This is a genomic window from Actinomadura sp. 3N508 (assembly GCF_044326375.1).
Taxonomy (GTDB): Bacteria; Actinomycetota; Actinomycetes; order Streptosporangiales; family Streptosporangiaceae; genus Spirillospora.
This window is the reverse complement of sequence record NZ_JBIRAX010000016.1, coordinates 42676-66418: the sequence shown is the minus strand read 5'-3', so window position 1 is coordinate 66418 and position 23743 is coordinate 42676. Positions and strand designations below refer to the sequence as shown.

Genomic DNA, 23743 nt, shown 5'->3' with positions numbered 1-23743 from the left:
CCAGGCGAAGGCCACCTGCGCCAGGCGGTCGGGCTGCCTCGCCGCCGCGGCGAGGCGGGAAGGACCGTCCGTCGCCGCCGGGCGCCGGCAACCCATGGTGGTCATCCAAGCGGCGTCGACCGGGCGAATACCCGGTTGTTCGATATGCCGGATCAAACCCTCCGAGGTGTCCTTGTGCGAACATCGCTGATTCGTTCACCCGCCCCCGCCGTGCTGGCGGCGGTGTGCATGCTGCTGGCCGCGCTGGTCGCGGCCGGGCCGCCGACCCGCGCGGCGACCGCCGATCCGCCCCCCGCCCCCCGCCCGGGGACGGGGCCGGTCCTGCTGGAGCCGACCCCCGGCGTGGGCGAGAAGGTGGCAACGTCGTCGCCGAAGTTGCTCGAGGCCGTCCAGCGGGACATGCGCCTGAGCCGCGCTCAGGCGATCACCCGGCTGGGCCGCCAGGACGCCGCCGGCGCCGTCGAGTCCCGGGCCCGCCGCGCGGCCGGCCGGTCCTTCGCGGGCGCCTGGCTGAACGGGGACGGCTCGTCGCTGATGGTCGCCGTCACCGACCAGCGTGTCGCGCCGGCCGTACGGGCGGCGGGCGGCAATCCCAAGCTGGTGGCTCACCGTCGCGGCGAGTTGGAGATCGCCCGGCTCAAGCTGCGCGCCCACAACGACAAGACCTCCGGCAAGACGTCCGGCAAGGCGACCGGCACCGTGGTACGCGGATGGCACATCGACCTCGCACGCAACCGTGTGGTGGTCCAGGCCGCGCCCGGCAAGCAGGCCGCGGCCGCCCGCTGGGTCGCCGCCGCCGGCGTACCCGCCGGCCTGGTGGCCTACGACACCGGCCAGGCACCGCTGAAGGCGGCCGCCGACGTACGCGGCGGCGACTCCTTCACCAACAGTTTCAGCAAGCGCAAGTGCACCGCGGGCTTCACCGTCAAACCGCTGCTGAACGTCGACGTGCTGGGCACCGACGGCTTCATCACCGCCGGGCACTGCGTCGACAAGGGGAACTTCGTCGACTTGGACGACAGCTTCATTCCCGGGGCCGGCCGCACCAACCAGTCCCCCTTCCCGCTGCCCGGCACGCCCCCGGTCAATTCGCAGACGCAACTCCGCGACCGGGCGTTCGTCCAGTTCAACCCCGGCCTGGGCACCCAGGCGCTGCCGACGGCGCGGTCCGGCCTGTTCTCCACCATCCCGATCGTGGGCTCCCAGGCGGCGGGCGTCGGTTCCGTGGTCTGCTCCTACGGCAGGTCCAGCGGATACCGCTGCGGGCCCCTGCTCTCCACCTTCCAGGACGTGATCGTGGACCTTAGAGACGACATCGACAACCGGGGCTCCCCGACGATCTTGGACGTCCACACGGCGCGCTTCTGCAGCAGCCCCGGCGACTCCGGCGGCCCGGTCATCACCCCCGAAGGTCAGGCACAGGGCACCGTGGTGGGCAGCAACTGCACGGGCGTCGGCCTCACCTCCGTCTACCAGCCCATCAACCGGTCCATGAACGACCTCCAGGTCCGGCTGAAGCTCGCCGGCGCGCGCCCGCCCACCCCGGGGCCGGTCATCACCTCCTTCAACTGTTACTCCGACGGCGACGCCGAGAACGCCCTCTTCACCTGCGAGCTGTACTGGACCGGCGGCACCGATCCCAAGCAGGTCCAGGTCAGCTCGAACGGACGATGGCTCAGGAAGATCGACAACTCCGACTACAACTACTACATCTTCGCCGGCAACTGCGCCCCCTTCGGCTCCACCTATGCGCGGGTCACGGTCATCGACGACGACGGACGTCGCGACGAGGACAGCAACCCCTCCATCTGCAATCTCAGCTGAGTCACCGGGCCCGCCACCGCGATCGGTGGCGGGCCCGTTCCCGGCGTTATCTCGGAGATTCCCTCCTCGACAACGACCTGCCGCCATCGAGGGTGAAGCCGATCAACTCCCACATCCCGGACCCGATCCGGCCTGTCACCCAACACGGTGAACGTTCGTGGTCACCGCACTAGGTCCGCGTCCGAGGGTTAGGAACGAAGGTTCCGTTGGCGAGACCGGGCTCGACCGGCCGCTGGGTATCGGCCGCAACGGCCACCTGCGGATGCCGGTACACCGCGAACAGCACCTTCCACATGGCCGTCGTCAGCACGCGGAACCGCACTACGCCGCGGTTCAGGGCAGCCGGATCGCAGGCCGCGGCCGCCTCCCTGATCTGGTCGGCGGCGATCGCCAGCCGTTCCAGCCGGCAGGCCAGAAATCGCGTCGCGGGCGTCTTCCGTCCGGTTCCATCCAGCGACCCGAGCACCAAGCGAGCCGCCTCCCGCGCCTGCACGAGCACTTCCCTGGCCGTCTCGCCGACGACCATCGGCCGTGGCGCCGCCGATCCCGTGTCGATCGCCGTGCTCAACCGCGCCAGCCCCACCGCGCACCGCCGGTACTGCGGCCTCAACGGCACGGGAACCTCGATCACTTCTCTCACGGCCTGTCCCCTCGCTCGGTGGATGTGCCGCTCGGATGAGGCCAGGATGTCGGCGAGCCCGCGCGCACCGGCAGGGGCGAAGGTCCCGAAGGGGCCTTCGCCCCTGCCGGCTGTTCCAGCGGTCGAGGGCCGGAGGCGACCGTGAGCGCGCCCGTTGTCGAGCGGAGACGCCGGTTCAGGCCGTCAGCACGGTCTGGACGACCGTCGCCGCCGTTCCGATGAGCGTGAGGGCGATCGTCAGCAGAGTGAGCGCCTGCTGCCTGCTTTCCACCGTTGCCGGAGGTGAGGCGGTGTCGTCCGGCTCCGTCGACGCACGTGGAGTCCGCGCATGCGATGCGGGCGCGGTGATCGGCCGTCCTCCTCGCTGGAAGCCGAGCAGCCGCAGGAAGGCGTCTCGCTTGTAGACGTCGTGCGACGGCTCGTTCTTGCACGCCATCAACCTGCCGTACGCGCGGTTCTTGCAGGGATGCCCCCTGGTCGTCTCCACTCCGCACAGCTTAGGTGCCGAGAACAACTGATAATAGGACCAGGCCAGAATCGGCAGGAGCACTAACTCCGGACTCTCCGACTGCCAGCCGAGAACGGCGAGCAGAATGATGAGGATCCACCACGTCAGGACCCTATTCCGGTCTCTCTCGGCTCGAGTCGATCGCCGCGCCATAACACCGCCCTTCGTCACGATTCGTCGTTAGGCTAGCCAGCCGCGCAGCCTCGGTCTGTGAAGTTATGCATACCGGCCCGGAGCTCGAAGATCGCAATTTCGGTCGCGTTGAGGAAGTGCGACGAACCAGCATCTATTGGATCTTCATTCGCTTGAGCTCTCACGCGAGAGTTCGCGATCACCGGTGACGCCGCGTTCCAATGGCCCGTCCTGTTCGGCCGAGTGGGCAAAGTGGCCCGGCGTGGGCGAGGCCATCGGTCGGCTTGTGGCTCTCCTTTTCCGCTGAAGGAGGGACGAAAGGCCCTTCCTGCCGTGGGCGCGCACCTCGGATAGTCGAGACCGGGAACGCCCTCCAGCCGGGACGGCGCCTTACGTCCGGCCATACCGCCGGGCGATCGGAGACGACCATGAGCGACATCGGTGAGCAGGTCCGTGACGGCGCGGTGCGGGACGTTCCCGCGGCGCGGGCGGTGGGGGTCAGCAAGGTCTACGGCCATGGGGACAATGCGGTGCGCGCCCTGGACGATGTCACGGTCGAGTTCGCTTCCGGGCAGTTCACCGCAGTAATGGGACCGAGCGGTTCGGGCAAGTCGACGCTGCTGCACTGCCTTGCGGGCCTGGACCGGGTGACCTCCGGCCAGATCTGGATCGCGGACACCGAGTTGAGCGAGCTGTCCGACCGGCGGCTCACGCTACTGCGGCGCGAGCGGGTCGGCTTCGTGTTCCAGGCGTTCAACCTGATACCGACCCTGACCGCCGCCGAGAACGTCGAGCTGCCGCTGGCCATCGCGGGCCGGCGGCCCGAGCGGGCCTGGTACGACCGGGTGATCGACGCGGTCGGGCTGCGGACCCGGCTGGGGCACCGTCCGGCACAGATGTCCGGCGGCGAGCAGCAGCGCGTCGCTGGCGCCCGCGCACTGGTCTCCAGGCCGACGATCATTTTCGCCGACGAGCCCACCGGCAACCTCGATTCCAGATCGAGCGCGGAGATGCTGCGCTTCATGCGCCGTTCCGTGGACGAGTTCGGACAGACGATCGTGATGGTGACCCACGACCCGAACGCCGCCGCCTACGCGGATCGGGTGCTGTTCCTCGCCGACGGCCGCGTCGTCGACGAGATGGCCGACCCGACCGCCGAGAAGGTGCTCGATCTGATGAAGCGGCTGGGTGGCTGATCCCGATGTGGAAACTGACGTTGCGGGGGCTGCTGTCCCACAAGCTGCGGCTCATGCTGACGGCGCTGGCGATCGTGCTCGGGGTGGGGTTCGTCACCGGCACCTACGTGCTCACCGACACGATCAACAAGACCTTCACCGAGCTGTTCACCCAGGTCACCAAGGGCGTCGACGTCGCCGTGCGCACCAAGGCATCCTTCACCGGCCAGGCCGGCGAGCAGCGGGCGCCGATGCCGGCGGCGCTGCGCGACCGGATCGCCGGGATACCGGGGGTCAAGGCCGCCGAGGGGTCGGTGAGCGGCTACGCCCAGTTCGTCGGCAAGGACGGCAAGCCGGTGACCACGGGCGGCGCGCCGACCTTCGGAACCTCGCTCGGCGCGGTCCCGGAGTTCCAGACCGCCGGGACGATCCGTGCGGGACACCGGCCGAACGGTCCAGGCGAGGTCGCCGTGGACGCGCGCACCGCCGAGAAGGAGGGCTTCCGCATCGGCGACCGCGTGACGATCCTCTTCCAGGGACGCCCGGGCGAGTTCACCGTGGCGGCGATCATCGGCTACGGCGAGGCCGACAATCTGGCCGGCGCCACCATGGCCGGTTTCGATCTGGCCACCGCGCAGAAGGTGCTCAACCGTCCGGGCGTCTACGACGAGATCGACGTGGTCGCCGCCCCGGGGATCAGCGACGAGGCGCTGCGCGACCGGATCCAGGCCGCGGTGGGCGGGACGTACCAGGTGCTCACCGGCGAGCAGCTCGCCGAGGAGTACAGCGCGCTCATCGCCCAGTTCACCAAGTTCATCAACTACGCCCTGCTGGCGTTCGCGTTCACGGCGCTGTTCGTCGGCTCGTTCATCATCGTCAACACCTTCTCCATCATTCTCGCCCAGCGGACACGGGAGCTGGCGCTGCTGCGCTGCCTCGGTGCCTCACGACGTCAGCTGCTGGCCTCTGTGCTCGGCGAGGCGTCCATCGTCGGGTTCCTGGCCTCGGTCGTCGGCCTGGGGGTCGGCGTGCTGATCGCCGTCGCGCTGAACGCCGCCTTCACGGCGCTCGGCGTCGACCTGCCCTCGACCACGCTGGAGGTCCGGCCGCGGACGATCCTGGTGTCGCTGCTTCTCGGCCTGGTCGTGACCGTGGCCGCGTCCGTGCTGCCGGCGGTCCGGGCCACGCGGGTGCCGCCGATGGCGGCCCTCCAGCAGCACATCGTGACGGCGCGCCCCCACAGCGTCCGTCGCCGCGCCCTCGCGGGCGGCCTGCTCACCGTGACCGGCGTGGCGCTGCTGCTGAGCGGGCTCTTCGCCGAGCAGGGCAATCGGCTGCTGAACGTCTCCATCGGCGCGCTGGTGGTGTTCCTCGGCATTGCGGTGCTCAGCCCGCTCATCGTCCGGCCGCTGGCCAGGCTGCTCGGCTGGCCGTTCGCCCGCTGGGCGGGCGAACCGGGCAGGCTCGCCCGCCAGAACGCGATACGCAGCCCGCGCCGGACCGCGTCCACCGCCGCCGCGCTGATGATCGGCCTCGCGCTGGTCAGCTTCGTCGCCATCTTCGCCTCGTCGATCAAGGCGTCGGTCAACGGCGCCCTGGACGAGTCGGTGAGCGCGGACTACATCCTCACCGCCCCGTCCGGCGGGCTCGGCTTCAGTCCTGAGGTGGTGAAGCGGCTGGAGGAGCAGCCCGAGATCGAGTCCGCCAGCGGCCTGCGCCTCGGCATGTTCAAACTCGACGGCCGCACGCAGCAGCTCGCGGGCGTGGATCCGATCGCCTACGGCAGGACCGTCCGGACCGAGACGACCTCCGGTGACCTCGCGGACATGGCCGGCGGCGGCATCGCGGTGCGCGAGAACACCGCCGACGAGCACGGCTGGAAAGTGGGCGACACCGTCGCGATGGAGTTCCCGGTCGGCGGCCTCCAGCGCAAGCAGATCAAGGCGATCTTCAAGGACAACCGGCTCAACGACGCCTACCTGCTGGCGATGACCGACTTCACCCGGCACTACGCCGACCAGCTCGACTTCCTGGCGTTCGTCAAGGCCAGGGAGGGCGTCCCGCCGGTCGCCTCCCGCGCCGCGGTCGAGCGCGCCGTCCGCGACTTCCCCGTCGTCCAGGTCAAGGACCAGGCCGAATACAAGCAGGATCAGGGACGGCAGGTGGACCAAATCCTGACGCTGTTCTACGTCCTGCTCACCCTGGCCGTGGTCATCGCCTTCATCGGGATCGTCAACACGCTGGCGCTGTCGGTGCTGGAGCGGATCCGCGAGCTGGGCCTGCTGCGCGCGGTCGGCATGACCAGGGGCCAGCTCCGCGCGATGGTCCGCTGGGAAGCCATGATCATCGCCGTGTTCGGCGCGGTCCTCGGGCTGGCCGTCGGCGTCGCCTTCGGCTGGACGCTGGTGCGCGCGTTGCACGGGCAGGGCATCACGGAGTTCGCTGTCCCGGTGGGGACGCTGCTCGGCTTCTTGGCCGCCGCTGCCCTGGCCAGCGTCTTGGCCGCGGTGTTCCCCGGTCGTCGCGCCGCCAGGATCGACATCCTCCGCGCCGTCGCCACCGAATGACCCGTCCGCGCGGCGCCGGTGGCATTAAGGCGTGACAGCGAGAGCATGGACACTGGCGTGGAGAACTCCACGGCAAGGCCCGTCCCCTATGGAGGTCCGGTGGTGGATCGGCGTGTGCGACCGCTCAAGCAGCGGCCCCTCTGGCCCGGAGAACCGGGACACGACGAGCAGATTGCCCCCGAGCACCTGATGCATCCCCACCCGGTGAAACCGTACTGGTCCGACACCGACGGCCCGGTCGACAGCGGCATCTACGTGGAGGGCGTCCGCCGCCGGTCCCCGGCGAGCCTGACCGACACCTACCGCGAACTGGCGGCGATGGGCGACGGGGCCATGGCCTGGATCGGGCTCGACCGCCCGTCACAGGCGCAGCTGTGGTCGCTGGCCGAGCGGTTCGGCCTCCACGGGCTGGCGATCGAGGACGCGATCGTGGCGCACCAGCGCCCCAAGCTGGAACGGTACGGCGACACCCTGTTCGTGGTGCTGCGCACCGCCCGCTACCTGGAGGAGACCGAGGAGGTCGACTTCGGGGAAGTGCACGCGTTCATCGGCGGGAACTTCGTGCTGACGGTGCGGCACAGCGAGTCGCCCGACCTGGTCGCGCTGCGCAGGGAGCTGGAAGGGGAGCCCCGACTGCTGGCCCTGGGCCCGCAGGCCGTGCTGTACGCGCTCCTCGACGCGGCCGTGGACGGCTACGCACCCGTCATCGCCGGGCTGCAGAACGCCATCGACGAGATCGAGACCCAGGTGTTCGACGGCGACCCCGCCGTGTCCTGGCGCATCTACGAGCTCTCCCGCGAGGTCATCGAGTTCCAGCGCGCCGCCCGGCCGCTGATCCCGATACTGGCCGAGGTGTCGGCCGAGTTCGACAAGCGCAGCATCGACCAGGAGATACACCGGTACCTGCGCGACGTCGACGACCACGCAAAGATCGTGGTGGAACGCGTGGACGGCTTCCGGCAGAACCTCCAGAACATCCTCACGGTCAACGCCACCCTCGTCGGCCAGGCGCAGAACGAGGAGATGAGGCGCCTGTCCGAGGCGGGCTACGCGCAGAACGAGCAGGTCAAGAGGATCTCGGCGTGGGCGGCCATCCTGTTCGCGCCGACTCTGGTCGGCACCATCTACGGGATGAACTTCCGCCACATGCCCGAACTGCACTGGCTGCTCGGCTACCCGCTCGCGCTGGCCCTCATGGCCGCCGTCTGCGGCGTCCTGTACGCGGTCTTCAAGCACCGCGACTGGCTCTGACGGCATCGACCGCCACCATCACCGCCCTGATCCGAGCGGCGCGGACGGCTTGGCTCACCGCGCACAGCGCCAACGTGCGCGGACCCTTCGTTCTGGCCGACCTCGACGTCCTGTCCATACGTGACCTTCAGCGCGCCGCGGGGGACCTTCGTCCGCTGCCCGGACGAGCGCGGCGGCGGACGCTGGAAGCCCGACGAAGGACGGTGAATCACGATGCGACGCATCACAGCGCTTTCGGCGGCGGTGCTCCTCCCGGCGACCCTGGTGACGGCACCCGCGCTGGCGGCTCCCCTCCCCGTGTCCGTGACCCGCGCGGCGGCCGCGGACGTCCCCACCTACACTCCCGGCGTGGCCGGGTGGCCCGACGGCAAGGGCTTCGACGTGGCCTACCGGGCCGGCGGCGGCCGGGCACCCTGACGGGCGTGTCGAGGTGTTCGCCCGCGACGCCGCCGACCGGCTTCACGGCAAGACCTACACCCCCGGATCCGGCTGGAACGCCTGGACGGCCCTGGACCTGACCGTCGACAGCGCACCCGCCGTGGCGGTGACCGGGCCCGACACCGTCCGCATCGCCGTCACCGGCCGCGACCACGCCGTCTGGACGCGGACTCGCACCGGCGGCACCTGGTCGGGCTGGACTTCCCTGGGCGGCACCACCTACAGCGCCCCCGGCATCGCCGCCGACGCCGCCACCGGCCGCACCTGGGTGTTCGCCCGCGACGCAGGCACCCACCGGCTGCACGTACGGGCCTACACCGGCGGCGCCTGGGGCGACTGGCAGATCATGGGCGGCCTGTACGTCGACGGGCCCGGCGCGTCCTTCGCCGGAGGCAAGACCGTCGCCGCCGGACGGGGCCGCGACGGCGCGCTGTGGAGCCGCACCACCACCGGTACGACGTGGACCACCGACCAGCGCGCCTGGGCCCCCGGCCCGCCTCCGGGGGTACCGTCCACGCTGCGCGGCAAGAACGTCACCCGGATCACGACCACCGCGAAGGTCGTCGCGCTGACCTTCGACGGCGCCTGGGACGCCTCCGGCGTCGCCTCGATCCGCGCGACCCTCCAGCGCGAGAACGTGCCCGCCACGTTCTTCCTGGTCGGCGACTTCACCCGGCGCTTCCCGATCTACTCGAACCTGCTGGCCGGGTCCGGCTTCCGGATCGGCAACCACAGCAACACCCACCCCGACTTCACCAAGATCAGCGACGCGACGGCCCGCACGCAGGTCACCGCCGCCCGCACCGCGATCGTCAACACCAACGGCGCCGAGCCGCGCGCGCTGTTCCGCTTCCCCTATGGCGCCTACACCGCCTCCGACGTCACCCTCCTGAACGGCCTGGGCTACGTCCCGGTCGGCTGGACGGTCGACTCCCTCGGCTGCCCCTGATCCTCCGGCCGTCCCCCTCCTATACCCCCGGGGGTAATATGGGAGCGAGTCCGCAGTGAACGGAGGCGACCATGGGTATGAGCGTGGACGAGGAATCGATGGGCGCGGTACTCAACCGTCTGCGCCGCGCCCAGGGCCAACTGGCCGGGGTCATCGCGATGATCGAGGCCGGACGGGACTGCAAGGACGTGGTGACCCAGCTCGCCGCGGTCTCCCGCGCCCTGGACCGCGCCGGGTTCAAGATCGTCGCCAGTGGCATGCGGCAGTGCATGTCCGCCGCCGACGGCGAGGCGCCCCCGATGACCGAGGAAGAACTGGAAAAGCTGTTCCTGGCGCTCGCCTGACCGGAGGCGGCGGCCACCGCACAGCCCTACCGAGGGACGACACTATGGATTACGCCTTCACCATCAGCCTGGACATGCCCTACGAGGACGCCGTGCTCCGAGTGAAGGAGGCGTTCAAGGCCCAGGGGTTCGGCACGCTGACCGAGATCGACGTCAAGGCGACCCTTAAGGAGAAGATCGGCGCCGAGATGGAGGAGTACGTCATCCTCGGCACCTGCAACCCCGTCCTCGCCCACACGGCCCTCGACGTCGAGCGCGAGATCGGCCTGCTGCTGCCGTGCAACGTCGTCGTCCGGGCCGCCGACGACGGCCGGACCCTGGTCCAGGCCCTCAACCCGCAGGTCATGGTCACCGTCCCGGAACGCGACGAACTCCGCAGCGTCGCCGAGGACGCGGGCACGCGCATCCAAACCGCACTGCACTCCCTCACCTCGCAACCCTTCTGATCCGACGGTCGCGGGTTCGAATCCCGCCGGGCGCACCACCCGTACCAGCCCGAACCCCACCCTGGACGAGCCACCCCGGGCACCGGGCCTTGACTTCAAAGCGATACCTCAATGAGGATTGACTCAATCATGGTTGAGGTGAATGAGCGGAAGCGGCGGGCCGCCGTCCACGCCGCGCTTGGTGAGCCCGCCCGGTTGGCGATCGTGGACGCACTGCTGCTGGGGGACGCCTCGCCCGGGGAACTGGGTGCCGAATTGGGCGCCCCGTCAAATCTCGTGGCGCACCATCTGCGGGTGCTGGCCGAGGCGGGGGTCGTGCGGCGGGTGCGCTCGGAGGCCGACCGGCGCCGCTGGTATGTGCGGCTGGTCCCGCAGGCGCTGGCGGCGTTGTCGCCCGCGGCGTGGACGCAGCCGGTGACGGCACCGCGGGTGGTGTTCGTGTGCACGCGCAATTCGGCGCGTTCGCAGCTGGCGGCCGTGTTGTGGGCGCATCGCAGCCGTATCCCGGCGGTGTCGGCGGGGACCCGTCCCGGCCCTGGGGTGCACCGGCGGGCGGTCGCGGTGGCGCGCCGTCACGGCCTCACCTTGAACAAGCGGCTGACCCGCCATGTCGGCGACGTGGTCGCCGACGACGACCTGATGGTGGCCGTCTGCGACAACGCCTACGAGGAACTCGGAACCGAACGCCGGCATCGGAGTGCTTCGATACTGCACTGGTCGGTGCCCGACCCGGTCCGCGTCGACACTGACGCCGCGTTCGAGGACGCCTTCACCGAGATCGCCGCCCGCGTCGACCGGCTCAGCGCGGCCGTCGACGTCCCAATCGGAGATTCGACCACGGAATCGTCCCGAACCGATCCCGCCGACTCGCCCGGCTGACCTTGGGTCGGACGACCGGCCCGCAAACCGCCTTGGAGCACCCGATGACCGAGACCTACCGTCGCGAGGACCTGAGCGTCGACCAGCAGCACGCGCTGTTCACCGCCGCCCGCAACCTGGCCGAGGAGTTCTCCGGCACCTTCGGCACCGAGACCATCGACCGGTACCTGCACACCAGCTACGACCAGTTCGCCGGACGCGCCAGCGTCCCGCACTTCCTGCCGCTGCTGGCCGAGCGGTTCGCCCGCCAGCGGCTGCAGGCCCTGGCCCGTGTCGAGGGCAAGGACGCGACCGGCACCCCGATCGTGCTGTTCATGTGCGTCCACAACGCCGGGCGGTCGCAGATGGCGCTGGGCTTCTTCACCCACCTGGCCGAGGACAGGGCCATCGGCTGGTCGGGCGGATCCGAGCCCGGCGACCAGATCAACCCCGCCGCGGTGGAGGCGATGCGCGAGCGCGGCATCGACATCACCGGAGAGTTCCCCAAACCCTGGACCACCGAGATCGCCCAGGCCGCCGACGTCATCGTCACCATGGGCTGCGGCGACGCCTGCCCGGTCTTCCCCGGCAAGCGCTACCTGGACTGGACCCTCGACGACCCCGCCGGCCAAGACCTGGCCGCCGTCCGGCCCATCCGCGACGAGATCGAACAGCGCGTCCGCGGCCTGCTCACCGACCTGGACGTCCCCCTTCGCGCCTGACCTGCCATGCGCCGTGGACCGCCCTGATGCTGTCCTCTGCTCGTCCACCAGCCCTTCTCACCAGCAAAGGCTGCCGTCCGTGACCGCTTCACCCGACCCGGCCACCTCACCGACGCCCCCGGCGTCACGCACCGCTTCCTCAGCCAAGACCACCTCCGTGACCGGCACCCAGTCCGCCGAAGAACCCGTCCTGCCACTCGCTGGGAGGAACGATTCGGTGTCGTTGCCGCGGCGGGCCCTGGCCGAGGCGGTGGGCACCGCGTTGCTGGTCACCGTGGTGGTCGGGTCGGGCATCATGGCCGCTCGGTTGTCCCCGGACGACGTCGGGATGCAGCTACTGGAGAACTCCACCGCCACCGCCTTCGGACTGGCCGCCCTGATCCTGATGTTCGGGTCGGTATCGGGGGCGCACTTCAACCCGGTCGTCACCGCCGTCGACTGCCTGCTCCAAGGCCGGCCCCTGCGGGACGCGGCTGCCTACGTCCCGGCGCAGGTGCTCGGCGCGATCGGCGGCGCGACGCTGGCGAACCTGATGTTCGACCTACCGGCCATTACCGCCTCCGAGCGGGACCGCTCCCAGCCCCATCTGTGGCTGGGCGAGACCGTCGCCACCCTCGGCCTGGTCCTGCTCATCTTCGCGCTTGTCCGAACCGAGCGGGCCGCGCTGGCCGCCGCCCCGGCCGTCGGTGCCTACATCGGCGCCGCCTACTGGTTCACCTCCTCGACCTCCTTCGCCAATCCCGCGGTCACCGTCGGCCGCGCATTCAGCGACACCTTCGCCGGGATCGCCCCATCCTCGGTGCCCGGCTTCGTCGCCGCTCAACTCCTCGGCGCCGCCATCGGCGCAGCCCTGATCGTGGCCTTCTATCCGCTGTCCGCTACCGGCGAGGCCACAAGTCCCGCAGCGGACGGCAGGGTAGGGCGATGATCCCGACCAGGTACTGGCCAGGAGAAGTGGCCCCCGACTCCGGTGCGGCGGAACTCAGGTACCGACGGTTGGGCTGCGGCGCTCTAGAAGGACGACGTCGCGCCACTGGCCGTGCAACTGGCCGAGATGTTGCCGGGTGCCGACGGTGCGAAATCCGGCCTTGGCGTGCAGCCGCAGGCTTGGGGTGTTCTCCGGAAGGACGCCGCCCTGGATGGTCCAGATACCGCCGGCCTCGGTGGCGGCGATGAAGGTGGTCAGCAGCAGGGCGCCGACTCCCCCGGCCACGGGCGTGCGAGCTGATGTAGATGCTGTGCTCGATGACGCCGGCATAACAGCAGCGGTCGGAGACCCGGGTGGCCGCGATCCAGCCCAGCACATCGGTGCCGGGGCCGCGGTGGGATCGGCGGCGACGCAGCGGTACCGGTCGAGCTTGGTGGCGGCCGGGCGAATCGAAGCCCACCCCAACTACAAGCGGCGCGGCCCACACCACAGCGAGGAGCGCCTGGATTTCGTGCTGCACGCCGGTGCCCCCGGGCCAGACAGTGTGCTATCGACGCGGCATCGACTCGCGCAACCGAGTCAGGACGTGCCGGGCGTCGGCACCGACGCCGCGCAGCGTTGCCGAGGCGAAGCAGCGCTGCCACTCCAGCCCCACGTATCCCAGCCCGGGGTGAGTGGTGGAAACGCCGCCGTGGTGCAGAGGCTGATCGCCTTCGGCCAGCGCCCCCAACTCCTCCAGAAATCCCACGCTCGGCCGGAACCCGGTGGCCAGCAGGACCACGTCGACGGGCTCTTGCGTGCCGTCCTGCCACACCACGCAGTCGCCGTCCAGGCGGGTGAACATCGGGCGCCGGTCGGGGTTGCCGGTGGCGATCTGAGCCCGGTAGGTGCCGGTGTCGAACACCGGCGTGCCCTTCCCGCCGGTGAGCAGCCGACGAGCCCACCCGGCGGTGTCCAGGCCGGTGCGCCGCAGCCACAGATGCATGTCGACGCCGAGCACCCGCTGCGGCATGAACCGCAAGCGATGCCGTGTGGCGAGCGTGACACGGGCGTGCCCGGCCAGCTCAATGCCGATCTGCACCGCCGAGTTCCCGCCGCCCACGATCACTACCCGCCGCCCGGCGAACTCCTCCGGGCGCCGAAAGTCCGAGGAATGCAGGACGGTGCCGGTGAACGAATCCAGGCCCGCGAGGTCGGGACGGTACGGGCGGCTGAACGCACCGGTCGCGGCGATCACGATCGGCGCGGTGAAACTCTCCCCGCTCTCGACGGCAACCTCGAATCGCCGTCCCGGCCTCGGGTTTGAGTCGGTGGCGACCTTCACCGCGCGATACCCGGTGCGGATGTCAGCGTCGAGGCCTCCGGCGTAGTCGGTCAGGTAGGCGACGACCTCGTCCCGTGTGGGGTAGCCGTCCGGATCGCCGGGAAACGGGGCCCCGGGCAGAGCGCTGCGACGTGCTGGGGAGAACAAGGTCAGGCTGTCGTAGTAGTACGGCCACGATCCGGCTGTGGACTGCGAGGCTTCCAGCAGCACCGGTGTGAAGCCGAGCCCGCGGGAGACGTGGGCGGTGGCCAGCCCGGCCTGACCGCCCCCAATGATTACGAGGTCGGAGTCCATGCACCCCAACATATTGTTATTTTGTTAAATGTCAATATGACTATGGGTGCTCTAGGATCCGATACGGACCGTGGAGGTGAGGTGAGCGAACCGATGGTCGACCATGCGGCGAGCACGCCACCCGAGCCTGCACCGGACGCCCCCGGCTGCGGCACTGGTGGGCCCGCCCAACTCGGCGGGCAGGCGCGAGAGTTCCTCCGGGCGCTGGCCAGCGAGCAGCGGCAGCAGATGCTGGAGCTGTTCACCGGCGGGATCGAGCTCACCGTCGGCACCGTCGCCGAACGTCTGGGCATTGCCCAGCCCACCGCGTCCCAGCAACTCGCGCTTTTGCGCCGCGGTGGCCTGCTCATCTCCCGCAAGCAGGGCAAGCAAGTGCACTACCGCATCGACACCGCCGCCGTGGAACGCTCGCTCACCGAACTGCAGACCTACCTGCGCACCTGCTGCCCACCAACCGACCAGCCCGATCCCTGACCCCCGCTGGCGCCACCTATCAGAAGCCGAAGAACCTCGAAACCGGCGGGCTGAGGCGTCCTGTACGCGGTGTTCAAGCACTGTGGCTGGCGCTGACGGCGTCGGTGGGTGTTAGCGGCTTTTGACGCCGTGGGCGCGGAATCGGGTGTGGACGTGTTCGAGGAGTTCCGCGGAGGGCGGCGCGGTGTCGGCGAGCGGGAAGGGGATACCGAGGCGTTCGTACTTGGGGGCGCCGAGGCGGTGGAAGGGCAGGACGTCGACGTGTTCGACGTTGGGCAGCGTGGCGACGAAGGCTGCGACGGCGTCGACTTCGTCGTCGCCATCGTTGTGGCCGGGGACGAGTACGTACCGCACCCAGGTGGGACGTCCCAGGTCGGCCAGGCGCCGGGCGAACCGCAGGGTCGGGGCCACGTCGCCGCCGGTCAGGGTGCGGTAGGTGCGGGGATGCCAGGCCTTGATGTCCAGGAGGACGAGGTCGGTGTCGGCGAGCAGGGCCTCGGTGGCACGGTCGCCGAGGTTCCCGGAGGTGTCGAGTGCGGTGTGCAGGCCGAGGCTGTGGCAGCGGCGCAGCAGCTCGCCGGTGAAGGCGGGCTGGAGCAGCGGCTCGCCGCCGCTGATCGTGACCCCACCGCCCGCGACTTCGATGAAGCGGCGGTACTTGCCGATCTCGGTCATCAGCTCTGCCACGGAGACGCGGCGGCTGTCGCGCATCCGCCAAGTTTCGGGGTTCTGGCAGTACAGGCAGCGGAGCGGGCAGCCGCCGGTGAAGACGACGAACCGGGTTCCAGGGCCGTCCACCCCGGTGGAGATGTCCCAGGAGTGCACTGAGCCGGTGCTGTTGTCCGTCTCGCAGGGACGGGCGTGGGTCTGTGCGGTCATCGGGGTCTCACAGTGCTGCGTGAAAGGTGCGGTTGACGACGTCGCGCTGCTGCTCGGGCGTCAGGCGGACGAAGTTCACCGCGTAGCCGGACACCCGGATGGTCAGCTGCGGGTACCGCTCGGGGTGCTCCATGGCGTCCAGGAGCGTGGCGCGGTCGAGGACGTTGACGTTCATGTGGTAGCCGCCGGCGTCCGTGTATCCGTCGAGGATCCCGGTGAGGTTGCCGATCCGCTCCTCGGGCGTGCGGCCGAGGCCCGCCGGGGTGATGGTCTCGGTGAGGGAGATGCCGTCGCGGGACTGGTCGTAGGGGATCTTCGCGACCGACAGTGCGGCGGCGACCATGCCGTGCTGGTCCCGGCCGTTCATGGGGTTGGCGCCGGGCGCGAACGGCTCGCCGGTCCGGCGGCCGTCCGGGGTGTTGCCGGTGTGCTTGCCGTACACGACATTGGAGGTGATGGTGAGCACCGAGAGCGTGTGCTCGGCGTCCCGGTAGGCCGGACGGGCGCGCACCTTGGCCATGAACGTGGTGACCAGGTCCACGGCGATGCTGTCGGCGCGGTCGTCGTTGTTGCCGTAGGCGGGGAAGTCGCCGTCGATGGCGTAGTCGGTCGCGAGCCCGGTCGCGTCCCGGATCACGCGGACCCGCGCGTACCTGATGGCCGACAGGCTGTCGGCGGCCACTGACAGGCCGGCGATCCCGCAGGCGAGCGTGCGCATGACCGGGTGGTCGTGCAGAGCCATCTCGACGCGCTCGTAGGCGTACTTGTCGTGCATGTAGTGGATGACGTTGAGCGCGTCGACGTAGGTGGCGGCCAGCCAGTCCAGCATCCGGTCGTAGGCCGCGCGCACCTGCTCGTAGTCGAGGACGTCGCCGTCCAGCGGCGGGAACGCGGGGGCGACCTGCTCGCCGGTGATCTCGTCGCGGCCGCCGTTGATCGCGTACAGCAGCGCCTTGGCGAGGTTGACGCGGGCGCCGAAGAACTGCATCTTCTTGCCGACCTCCATGGCCGACACGCAGCAGGCGATCGCGGCGTCGTCGCCGAGGCGCGGCCGGATCAGGTCGTCGCTCTCGTACTGCACCGAGCTGGTGTCGATGGAGACCTTGGCGCAGAACCGCTTGAACGGCTCCGGCAGGCGGGGCGACCACAGAACGGTCAGGTTCGGCTCCGGCGCGGGGCCGAGGTTGTAGAGGGTCTGGAGGAGACGGTAGGAGGTGCGGGTGACGAGCGTGCGCCCGTCGGTGCCCATGCCGCCGATGGCCTCGGTCACCCAGGTGGGGTCGCCGGAGAACAGCTCGTCGTACTCGGGTGTGCGCAGGAACCGGACGATCCGCAGTTTGACCACGAAGTCGTCGATCAGCTCCTGGGCGGCCGTCTCGTCCAGGCGGTCTTCGGCGAGGTCGCGCTGGAGGTAGATGTCGCAGAACGTGGACGTGCGGCCGAGCGACATGGCGGCGCCGTTCTGCTCCTTGATGGCGGCCAGGTAGCCGAAGTACAGCCATTGGAGCGCCTCGCGCCCGGTGCGGGCGGGGCCTGAGATGTCGTATCCGTAGGAGGCGGCCATGTGTTTGAGCTCGTCCAGCGCGCGGATCTGCTCGGCGAGCTCCTCGCGGTCGCGGATCACGTCGGCGCTGGAGGGCAGGTCGTCCAGGGTGCGCCGATCGGCGCGCTTGGCCTCGATCAGGCGGTCCACGCCGTAGAGCGCGACCCGGCGGTAGTCGCCGATGATGCGCCCGCGTCCGTAGGCGTCCGGCAGGCCGGTGATGATGTGCGAGCGCCGGGCCCGCATGATCTCGGGCGTGTAGGCGTCGAACACGCCGTCGTTGTGGGTCTTGCGGTAGGCGGTGAAGATCGTCCGCACGGACGGGTCCAGGTCGTAACCGTAGGCCTCCAGGCCCTTCTCCACCATGCGCAAGCCGCCGTTGGGCATGATGGCGCGCTTGAGCGGCGCGTCGGTCTGCAGGCCCACGATCAGCTCGCGGTCACGATCGATGTAGCCGGGCGCGTGCGAGGTGATCGAGGACGGTGTCGAGGCGTCCACGTCGAGGATGCCGCGGCGGAGCTCCTCCCCGAACATGGCGGCGATCCGTCCCCAGACCTCGCGCGTGCGCTCCGTGGAGCCTTGAAGGAATGAGGCGTCGCCTTCGTACGGCGTGTAGTTCGCTTGGACGAAATCGCGTACGTCGATGTGCTCCCGCCAAGTCCTACCGTGGAACCCGCGCCATGCGGATTGGTCGTGCTGGACGTCGTCTAGCCCGATCGCCGTCATCCCTGCCTCCGATGGTCTCGCTCACTTCGACTATCGCCGGGAGAGGTATAGACCACCCAGGGGCGGAGGTCCCTGATCGGGTGACCAACGGCCCTATGAAGGGACCGACGGCCGAAGGCCGGAGGGAGCGGCCTCCCGCGACGCGATCCCGTGTGCGCTCGGGCGGCGGTCGGCGGGCCGTTGACCGGTCAGTTCTGCTTGAGAGGTACCTGCCATGTCAGCGTGGTCCCGCCGCCAGGTCGTGGCTCGGTCGTACTCGTGCCGCCCAGTGTCTTGGCTCGCTCGTCGATGTTGCGGAGTCCGCTGCGGCGGCCGCCTTCGGGGATGCCGACGCCGTTGTCCTCGACTCGCACCGTGACATCGTCGCCGACGTCGATGTTCACCGCCGTCTCGGTGGCCTGGGCGTGCCGGGCCACGTTGGACAGCGCCTCCTGGACGACGGCCAGCAGATGCTCGCCGGTCTCCTCGTCGACCACCGTGTCCAGGAGCCCGTCCAGCCGCACCGACGGCGCGAACTGCAGTTGCTCGGCGGCCATGTCGACCAGCGCGTGGACGCGGCTGCGCAGCGACTCCTCCTCGTCGGCGACCTGCAAGGCGAAGATGGACGAGCGGATCTGGCGGATGGTGTCGTCCAGGTCGTCCACCGCGCGCTGCACCCGCACCGCCACTTCCTTCCGCTGCACCAGCTTCATCGTCGCCATCAACGCCATCGCGGTGGCGAACAGCCGCTGGATCACCGTGTCGTGCAGGTCCCGGGCGATCCGGTCGCGATCTTCCAGCAGGGTCAGCCGCTCGGCGTCGCGGCGCCGCTCGGCCAGTTCCAGCGCCACGGCCGCCTGCCCGGCGAACGCCTCCAGCAGCCGCTGCGTCCCGTCGGAGAACACCGTGCCGCCCGGCGGGTTGATCACCGAGATCACCCCGCGCGCCGAGGCGCCCACACCCAGCGGCACCACGATCAACGGCCCGATGGGCACCCGCTCCGGGACGTTCGCCTCACGCGCCGCCGCGTTCCCGTCGGCCAGCCGCAACGCCACACCGTCGGCGAAGACCGGACCGGCCACCGAATGGTCCAGGGGCACCCGCAGTCCTACGAGATCCTCGGCGCCCTCGCCGTGCGCGCACTCCACGACGAAATCGGTCTCTCCCTCTTCGACCAGTGCCACCGTCGCCAGATGGGCGTCGGCGATCTCCCGAGCGCGCTGGGCCACCAGCGTGGTCACCTCGTGCGGGTCCGTGCCCGACAGCAGCGCCGTGGAAATTTCCTGTGAAGCCTCCAGCCAGCGCTCCCGCCGCCGTGTCTCCTGGTACAGCCGGGCGTTCTCGATCGCGACCCCGGCTGCGGTGGCGAGCGCGGTAACGACGACCTCGTCCTCTTGATCGAACTCCTCGCCGCCCGCCTTCTCGGTCAGGTACAGGTTGCCGAACACCTCGTCGCGCACCCGGATCGGGACGCCCAGGAACGTCCGCATCGGCGGATGGTTCGCCGGGAAGCCGTAAGAGTCGGGATGTCCCCCGAGATCGGGCAGGCGAATCGAATGCGGCTCACGGATCAGCAGCCCCAAGATCCCATGACCGTGCGGCCAGTGCCCGATCGCCTCGATCTCCTTGTCACCGACACCGACCGTGACGAACTGGACCAGCCGTTCGCCCTCCTCGTCGATCACGCCGAGAGCGCCGTAGCGGGCGTCGACCAGGGTGGTGGCCGCCTCGGTGATCCGCCGCAGCACCGACTCAAGGTCCAGCTCGCTGCCGACCGACACCACGGCCTCCAGCAGCGCGTGCACACGATCCCGCGTCGACCGCGCCGCCTCCAGCCGCGCCTGGAGCTCGGTCAGCAGATCGTCCAGCTGCAGCTGCGGCAGGATCAGCCGCGCCCGGTTCCTGCCGACGTCAGACTCCTCAGACACATAGCCAGTATTCCCCACAAAGGCCACTGAATCGGTGCCGAGGGGGTGAATGATCGTCCCGATCGAAGGAACGAAGATCTGCCCCGTCTTCCCGGCCTGAACGGGTTGTGGTCAGGCGATGGTGACGGTGTCGTCGAGGTAGACGTCCTGGACGGCGTGCAGGAGCGCGACGCCCTCGCCCCGGGGGCGCTGGAACGACTTGCGTCCGACGATCAGGCCCATGCCCCCCGCGCGCTTGTTGATGACGGCGGTGCGGACGGCCTTGGCCAGGTCGCCGCCTCCGGCCGAGGCGCCGCCGGAGTTGATCAGCCCGACCCGTCCCATGTAGCAATTGGCGACCTGCCAGCGGGTGAGATCGATCGGATGCTCGGTGGTCAGCTCGCCGTACACCCGCTCATCCGTCCTGCCGAAGTCGAGCGCACGGAACCCGCCGTTGCTCTGCGGCTGCTTCTGCTTGACGATGTCGGCCTCGACGGTGGCCGCCAGGTGGTTGGCCTGCCCGGTCAGGTCGGCGCTGACGTGGTAGTCGACGCCGTCCTTGGTGAAGGCGCCATTGCGCAGGTAGGCCCACAGGACGGTGAACATCCCCAGCTCGTGCGCGTGGGCGAACGCCTCCCGCACCTCCTGCAGCTGCCGCATGCTCTCGGGGGCGCCGAAGTAGACCGTGGCTCCGACGGCGACGGCGCCCAGGTCGAACGCCTGCCGGACGGAGGCGAACATCACCTGGTCGTAGGTGTTGGGGTAGCTGAGCAGCTGGTTGTGGTTGAGCTTGGCGATGAACGGGATCCGGTGCGCGTACCGCCGGGAGGTCATGCCCAGCACGCCGACGGTGCTGGCGATGGCGTTGCATTCCGCCTCGACGGCCAGCTCGCACAGCGCGGCCGGGTCGAAGTAGGCCGGGTTCGGGGCGAACGACGCGGCCGCGGAATGCTCGACCCCTTGGTCGACGGGAAGGATCGACAGGTATCCGGTGCCGGCCAGCCGGCCGGTGTCGAACACGTGCTGCAGGTTGCGGAGCACGGCCGGCGGGCGGTCACCGGCCGCGAGCACCCGGTCGACGAAGTCGGGTCCCGGGAGCTGCAGCCGGTTGCGTGAGATCGTTTCGCATTCGTGGGTGAGGAGGGACTGTGCCTCGTCGCCCAGCATCTCCTTGAGTTCCATGTGTCCAGCCGTTTCCGTGTGTGTGGCTTTCCTCGGGGCGAGGTGCCGCTCTCTGTCGATGGCCGTCAGGCGGTGTACTCGGCCGCGCGTCCGATCAGGCGGGTGATGTCGGCCTCGGAGACCGGCCTGAAGTCCAGGTAGAAGTCGCTCGCCGTCGTGAAGAAGGCCGGGGCCAGAAGGCACACCACCTCATCGGCGACCATCCGCAGATGGTCGACGTCGGCCGGTGACGCGGCGGGCACGGCGACGACGACCCGTGCCGCGCCTTCCGCCCGGGCGTCGCGGCACGCCACGTCCAGGGCGGGCCGGGACGCCGCGCCGTCGTCGACGACGATGGCGGCGCGACCGGTCAGTGGACGGCGCGGGCGGCCCGAGCGGAGCCGGAGGCCGAGCGTTCGCGCGTCGGCGCGCACACGCCGCTCAAGCCCGCGGATCTCCTCGTCACCGGCCTTCGCCTGCCGGACGGCGTCCTCGTCCAGAACGCGTGCCCGGCCCTCCGAGATCGCGCCCACACGAGCACCGTCCGGGAGGGTGATCTCGCGCACGACGAGCGCGTCCAGCGGAGCGCCGAGCGACGCGGCCGTCTCGGCCGCCACGCCGAGCCCGCCCCCGGCGAGCCCGAGTACCAGCACGTTCGTGCCGCTGTATCGGTGCAGCCTGGCGGCGAGCCGCCGTCCCGCGTCCCGCCGATCGGAGAACATCGTCCCTCCCGCTCGTGGCCGTTTCCGGAGTGGCGCGCATCCCTCAGGTCGGCCGGCCGGTCGCCGGGTGCGCCTCGATGACGGCGTCCGCGGCCGGGAAGTAGGTGCTGATGTGCCCGTCGTCCCATTCCACGACGTAAGGAGGCGCGCCGTCGGTGCCGTGAATTTCACGGATCAGCGCCTTGCGGGCCGGTTCTCCCACCTGGTGGCCTCGCACGATCACCCAATCGCCGATGTTCGCCTTCATCGAATTCCTCCTGACATTTCGCGCCGTTTGCCGAACGATCGTGCGGCACTTCTCAAGCGCTGGGCCGAAGGCCCGCGCCCACCTCCGTCTCCGCTGACACGACGGCGGAGGTTGCGGAATTGCCGGTGCTGCATGATGAAATGCGCGGGCTCGCCGAACAGCCGGGCGACGAGGCGGTCGGCCATGGCGGGGCTCCCCCGCCCGCGCGTGCGGACGACCAGCCGTGTCCCGCCGTCGGGCAGCGGCCGTAGGTGGAACGCCCAGATCCCGTCGGTGTAGGCCTTGGGCCTGGGGCCGCGCGGGTCGAACGGCTTACCGGACGGCAATTCCAAGTCGGCCCGCAGTATCAGGGTCCGGGGCTTATCGAGCATCTCGACCAGGAAGTAGGATCCGCCGCCGGGCACCGTGGGCAGGTGGTCGCCGACCGCCGTTTCCTGCCATTCGAGGTGAATGCGGTCGGCGCTCGGCCGCCCGCCGTGGTCGAGCAGGTCCCAGCTGTACCATCCGCCTCGCCCGCAGCCCATCTGGACCAGCCACGGCCAGACCTCCTCCGGCGGCGCGGGCAACGAGACGGCCATGGTCGACTGTGCCGTCGCGTCCTGAACGAGGTCGTCGCCCGGATACACGGCCGCCGACTCTTCGGCGGTCGCGCCCCAGCGCAGCAGGCGAGGACGGACCAGAGCGGCGTAGGCGCCGGCGGCGAGAACGGGTAGCGCGGCTCTGCGGACGACGGTGCTCATCATCTTCTCCTTCGCGGAAGTTCAGGCGGGCGGGACGATGGCGACCGGGCACGGAGCGTGGTGGATGACGCCGTGGCAGACCGAACCGAGTTGCGGGGCGTTCCAGCGGCGGTCGTGGGCTCCGACCACCAGCAGGCGGGCGTTGCGCGAGGCGGTGGACAGCGCGGTCACCGGGTGCTTCAGGACGATCTCGTCCACGACGTCGACCTGCGGGTACTTGGCCCGGAAGGGTTCGTACGCGGCGATGACCGCGTTGCGCAGGTCCAGTTCGATCTGCTCGTAGTCGAAGGCGTAGCCGGCCTCGACGAGGGTCGCGAACGTCTGCCAGGCGTGGACCACCCGGAGACGGGCGCCGTGGACCCTCGCGGCGTCGAAGGCGTAGTCCAGCACCGCGTCGGCGTCGCGGATCAGGTCGATGCCCACGACGATCTCGCCGTGGTCGGTGGCGTCCCCGCGCACGATCACCACCGGGACGGCGGAATGCCCGGCCATCCGCAGGCTCACCGAGCCCAGCAGCAGGCTGGCGAACCCGCCCCGCCCGCGGCTGCCCAGCACGAGCTCGAACCCCTTCTCCGACTCCTCCTGCAGAGCTCGCGGTGCCTCTCCGGTGACCAGGGTGGTCGTCGTCACCAGGCCCGGCCACCGCTTCTGGACGCGTTCCCGGGCGGCGGCCAGGATCTCGTGCCCGGCACGGTTCAGGTACTCGGGGGTCTCGGGCGGCACGAACACGGGCGCCCTGTACTGCCGGATCTCCACGGCGTGCACGATGTGCAGCGGGCGGTCGCGCAGGACGGCTTCGCCGGCGGCCCAGTCGAGGGCGCGGCCGGCTTCGTCGGATCCGTCGGCGCCGACGACGATCGGCTCGGTCATCGGGTCCTCCTCTTCACGGCGGTGGGCCGCGGTTCCGTACGGCCCAGCAGGTCAGGTGCAGGGGCCGGTGAGCACGGCCATCGGTTCCACGCTTC

Annotated in this window: 24 protein-coding genes; 12 read left to right on the top strand and 12 right to left on the bottom strand. The window is 70.1% G+C overall.

The genetic code is table 11. From position 1 onward, the window contains the following. Positions 1-174: 174 nt before the first annotated feature. Positions 175-1824: a S1 family peptidase gene (locus ACH34S_RS38240; protein WP_395957801.1), complete on the top strand. Its 1650-nt coding sequence runs from the start codon at positions 175-177 to the stop codon at positions 1822-1824. Positions 1825-1993: 169 nt separating this feature from the next. On the opposite strand, the gene ACH34S_RS38235 is transcribed toward ACH34S_RS38240, so the two are convergent. Next, positions 1994-2455: a hypothetical protein gene (locus ACH34S_RS38235; RefSeq protein WP_395957800.1), complete on the bottom strand. Its 462-nt coding sequence runs from the start codon at positions 2453-2455 to the stop codon at positions 1994-1996. 184 nt (positions 2456-2639) lie between these two features. Next, on the bottom strand, positions 2640-2951 hold the full coding sequence (locus ACH34S_RS38230) for a hypothetical protein (RefSeq protein WP_395957799.1): 312 nt from the start codon (positions 2949-2951) through the stop codon (positions 2640-2642). A 581-nt stretch (positions 2952-3532) separates the two neighbouring features. Here ACH34S_RS38230 and ACH34S_RS38225 point away from each other — a divergent pair. The 10 genes from ACH34S_RS38225 (at position 3533) to ACH34S_RS38180 (ending at position 12782) form a co-directional block, all read left to right on the top strand. Then, entirely contained in the window at positions 3533-4300 is a 768-nt protein-coding gene (locus ACH34S_RS38225) for an ABC transporter ATP-binding protein (protein ID WP_395957798.1), read from the top strand. 5 nt (positions 4301-4305) lie between these two features. After that, positions 4306-6846 carry an ABC transporter permease gene (locus ACH34S_RS38220; protein ID WP_395957797.1) on the top strand — a complete coding sequence of 847 codons (2541 nt, stop codon included), beginning with the start codon at positions 4306-4308 and terminating at the stop codon, positions 6844-6846. 99 nt (positions 6847-6945) lie between these two features. Continuing rightward, complete coding sequence (locus ACH34S_RS38215; protein WP_395957796.1) at positions 6946-8097, top strand: magnesium and cobalt transport protein CorA; 1152 nt, start codon at positions 6946-6948, stop codon at positions 8095-8097. 213 nt (positions 8098-8310) lie between these two features. Continuing rightward, positions 8311-8514, top strand: a complete 204-nt coding sequence (locus ACH34S_RS38210) for a hypothetical protein (protein WP_395957795.1) — start codon at positions 8311-8313, stop codon at positions 8512-8514. A gap of 13 nt (positions 8515-8527) precedes the next feature. Continuing rightward, the gene (locus tag ACH34S_RS38205; RefSeq protein ID WP_395957794.1) at positions 8528-9484 is read left to right on the top strand and encodes a polysaccharide deacetylase family protein; all 957 of its coding nucleotides are present in this window, start codon (positions 8528-8530) and stop codon (positions 9482-9484) included. Positions 9485-9561: 77 nt separating this feature from the next. Continuing rightward, on the top strand, positions 9562-9828 hold the full coding sequence (locus ACH34S_RS38200; protein ID WP_395957886.1) for a metal-sensitive transcriptional regulator: 267 nt from the start codon (positions 9562-9564) through the stop codon (positions 9826-9828). A 44-nt stretch (positions 9829-9872) separates the two neighbouring features. After that, positions 9873-10274, top strand: coding sequence for a DUF302 domain-containing protein (locus ACH34S_RS38195; RefSeq protein WP_395957793.1), 402 nt, complete (start codon positions 9873-9875; stop codon positions 10272-10274). A 129-nt stretch (positions 10275-10403) separates the two neighbouring features. Continuing rightward, complete coding sequence (locus ACH34S_RS38190) at positions 10404-11153, top strand: helix-turn-helix domain-containing protein (RefSeq protein ID WP_395957792.1); 750 nt, start codon at positions 10404-10406, stop codon at positions 11151-11153. Between the two features lie 44 nt (positions 11154-11197). After that, positions 11198-11854: an arsenate reductase ArsC gene (locus ACH34S_RS38185; RefSeq protein WP_395957791.1), complete on the top strand. Its 657-nt coding sequence runs from the start codon at positions 11198-11200 to the stop codon at positions 11852-11854. A 217-nt stretch (positions 11855-12071) separates the two neighbouring features. Beyond that, the gene (locus ACH34S_RS38180) at positions 12072-12782 is read left to right on the top strand and encodes an aquaporin (RefSeq protein WP_395957790.1); all 711 of its coding nucleotides are present in this window, start codon (positions 12072-12074) and stop codon (positions 12780-12782) included. 54 nt (positions 12783-12836) lie between these two features. On the opposite strand, the gene ACH34S_RS38175 is transcribed toward ACH34S_RS38180, so the two are convergent. Both ACH34S_RS38175 and ACH34S_RS38170 read right to left on the bottom strand, forming a co-directional pair. After that, a complete protein-coding gene (locus tag ACH34S_RS38175; protein WP_395957789.1) occupies positions 12837-13067 on the bottom strand; it encodes a GNAT family N-acetyltransferase in 231 nt (76 codons plus the stop codon). A 262-nt stretch (positions 13068-13329) separates the two neighbouring features. Further along, the gene (locus tag ACH34S_RS38170) at positions 13330-14400 is read right to left on the bottom strand and encodes a flavin-containing monooxygenase (RefSeq protein WP_395957788.1); all 1071 of its coding nucleotides are present in this window, start codon (positions 14398-14400) and stop codon (positions 13330-13332) included. Positions 14401-14481: 81 nt separating this feature from the next. Between ACH34S_RS38170 and ACH34S_RS38165 the strand changes: the two genes are divergently transcribed. After that, the gene (locus ACH34S_RS38165) at positions 14482-14874 is read left to right on the top strand and encodes an ArsR/SmtB family transcription factor (RefSeq protein WP_395957787.1); all 393 of its coding nucleotides are present in this window, start codon (positions 14482-14484) and stop codon (positions 14872-14874) included. A 111-nt stretch (positions 14875-14985) separates the two neighbouring features. Here the strand turns inward: ACH34S_RS38165 and pflA are convergent, their stop codons facing one another. The 8 genes from pflA to ACH34S_RS38125 all read right to left on the bottom strand — a co-directional run bounded on the left by pflA (position 14986) and on the right by ACH34S_RS38125 (position 23648). Beyond that, positions 14986-15753 carry a pyruvate formate-lyase-activating protein gene (gene pflA, locus ACH34S_RS38160; protein ID WP_395957786.1) on the bottom strand — a complete coding sequence of 256 codons (768 nt, stop codon included), beginning with the start codon at positions 15751-15753 and terminating at the stop codon, positions 14986-14988. Positions 15754-15760: 7 nt separating this feature from the next. Further along, positions 15761-18022: a formate C-acetyltransferase gene (pflB, locus tag ACH34S_RS38155; RefSeq protein ID WP_395957785.1), complete on the bottom strand. Its 2262-nt coding sequence runs from the start codon at positions 18020-18022 to the stop codon at positions 15761-15763. A 188-nt stretch (positions 18023-18210) separates the two neighbouring features. Beyond that, complete coding sequence (locus ACH34S_RS38150) at positions 18211-19929, bottom strand: GAF domain-containing protein (RefSeq protein ID WP_395957784.1); 1719 nt, start codon at positions 19927-19929, stop codon at positions 18211-18213. Between the two features lie 111 nt (positions 19930-20040). Beyond that, entirely contained in the window at positions 20041-21090 is a 1050-nt protein-coding gene (locus tag ACH34S_RS38145) for a class I fructose-bisphosphate aldolase (RefSeq protein WP_395957783.1), read from the bottom strand. A 65-nt stretch (positions 21091-21155) separates the two neighbouring features. After that, on the bottom strand, positions 21156-21791 hold the full coding sequence (locus tag ACH34S_RS38140) for a phosphoribosyltransferase family protein (protein WP_395957782.1): 636 nt from the start codon (positions 21789-21791) through the stop codon (positions 21156-21158). 43 nt (positions 21792-21834) lie between these two features. Beyond that, positions 21835-22038 carry a DUF1918 domain-containing protein gene (locus ACH34S_RS38135; protein ID WP_395957781.1) on the bottom strand — a complete coding sequence of 68 codons (204 nt, stop codon included), beginning with the start codon at positions 22036-22038 and terminating at the stop codon, positions 21835-21837. Next, positions 22035-22778, bottom strand: coding sequence for a hypothetical protein (locus ACH34S_RS38130; RefSeq protein WP_395957780.1), 744 nt, complete (start codon positions 22776-22778; stop codon positions 22035-22037). Before ACH34S_RS38130 ends, ACH34S_RS38135 begins: the two co-directional genes overlap by 4 nt. 21 nt (positions 22779-22799) lie before the next feature. Further along, complete coding sequence (locus tag ACH34S_RS38125; RefSeq protein ID WP_395957779.1) at positions 22800-23648, bottom strand: universal stress protein; 849 nt, start codon at positions 23646-23648, stop codon at positions 22800-22802. Positions 23649-23743: the final 95 nt, after the last annotated feature.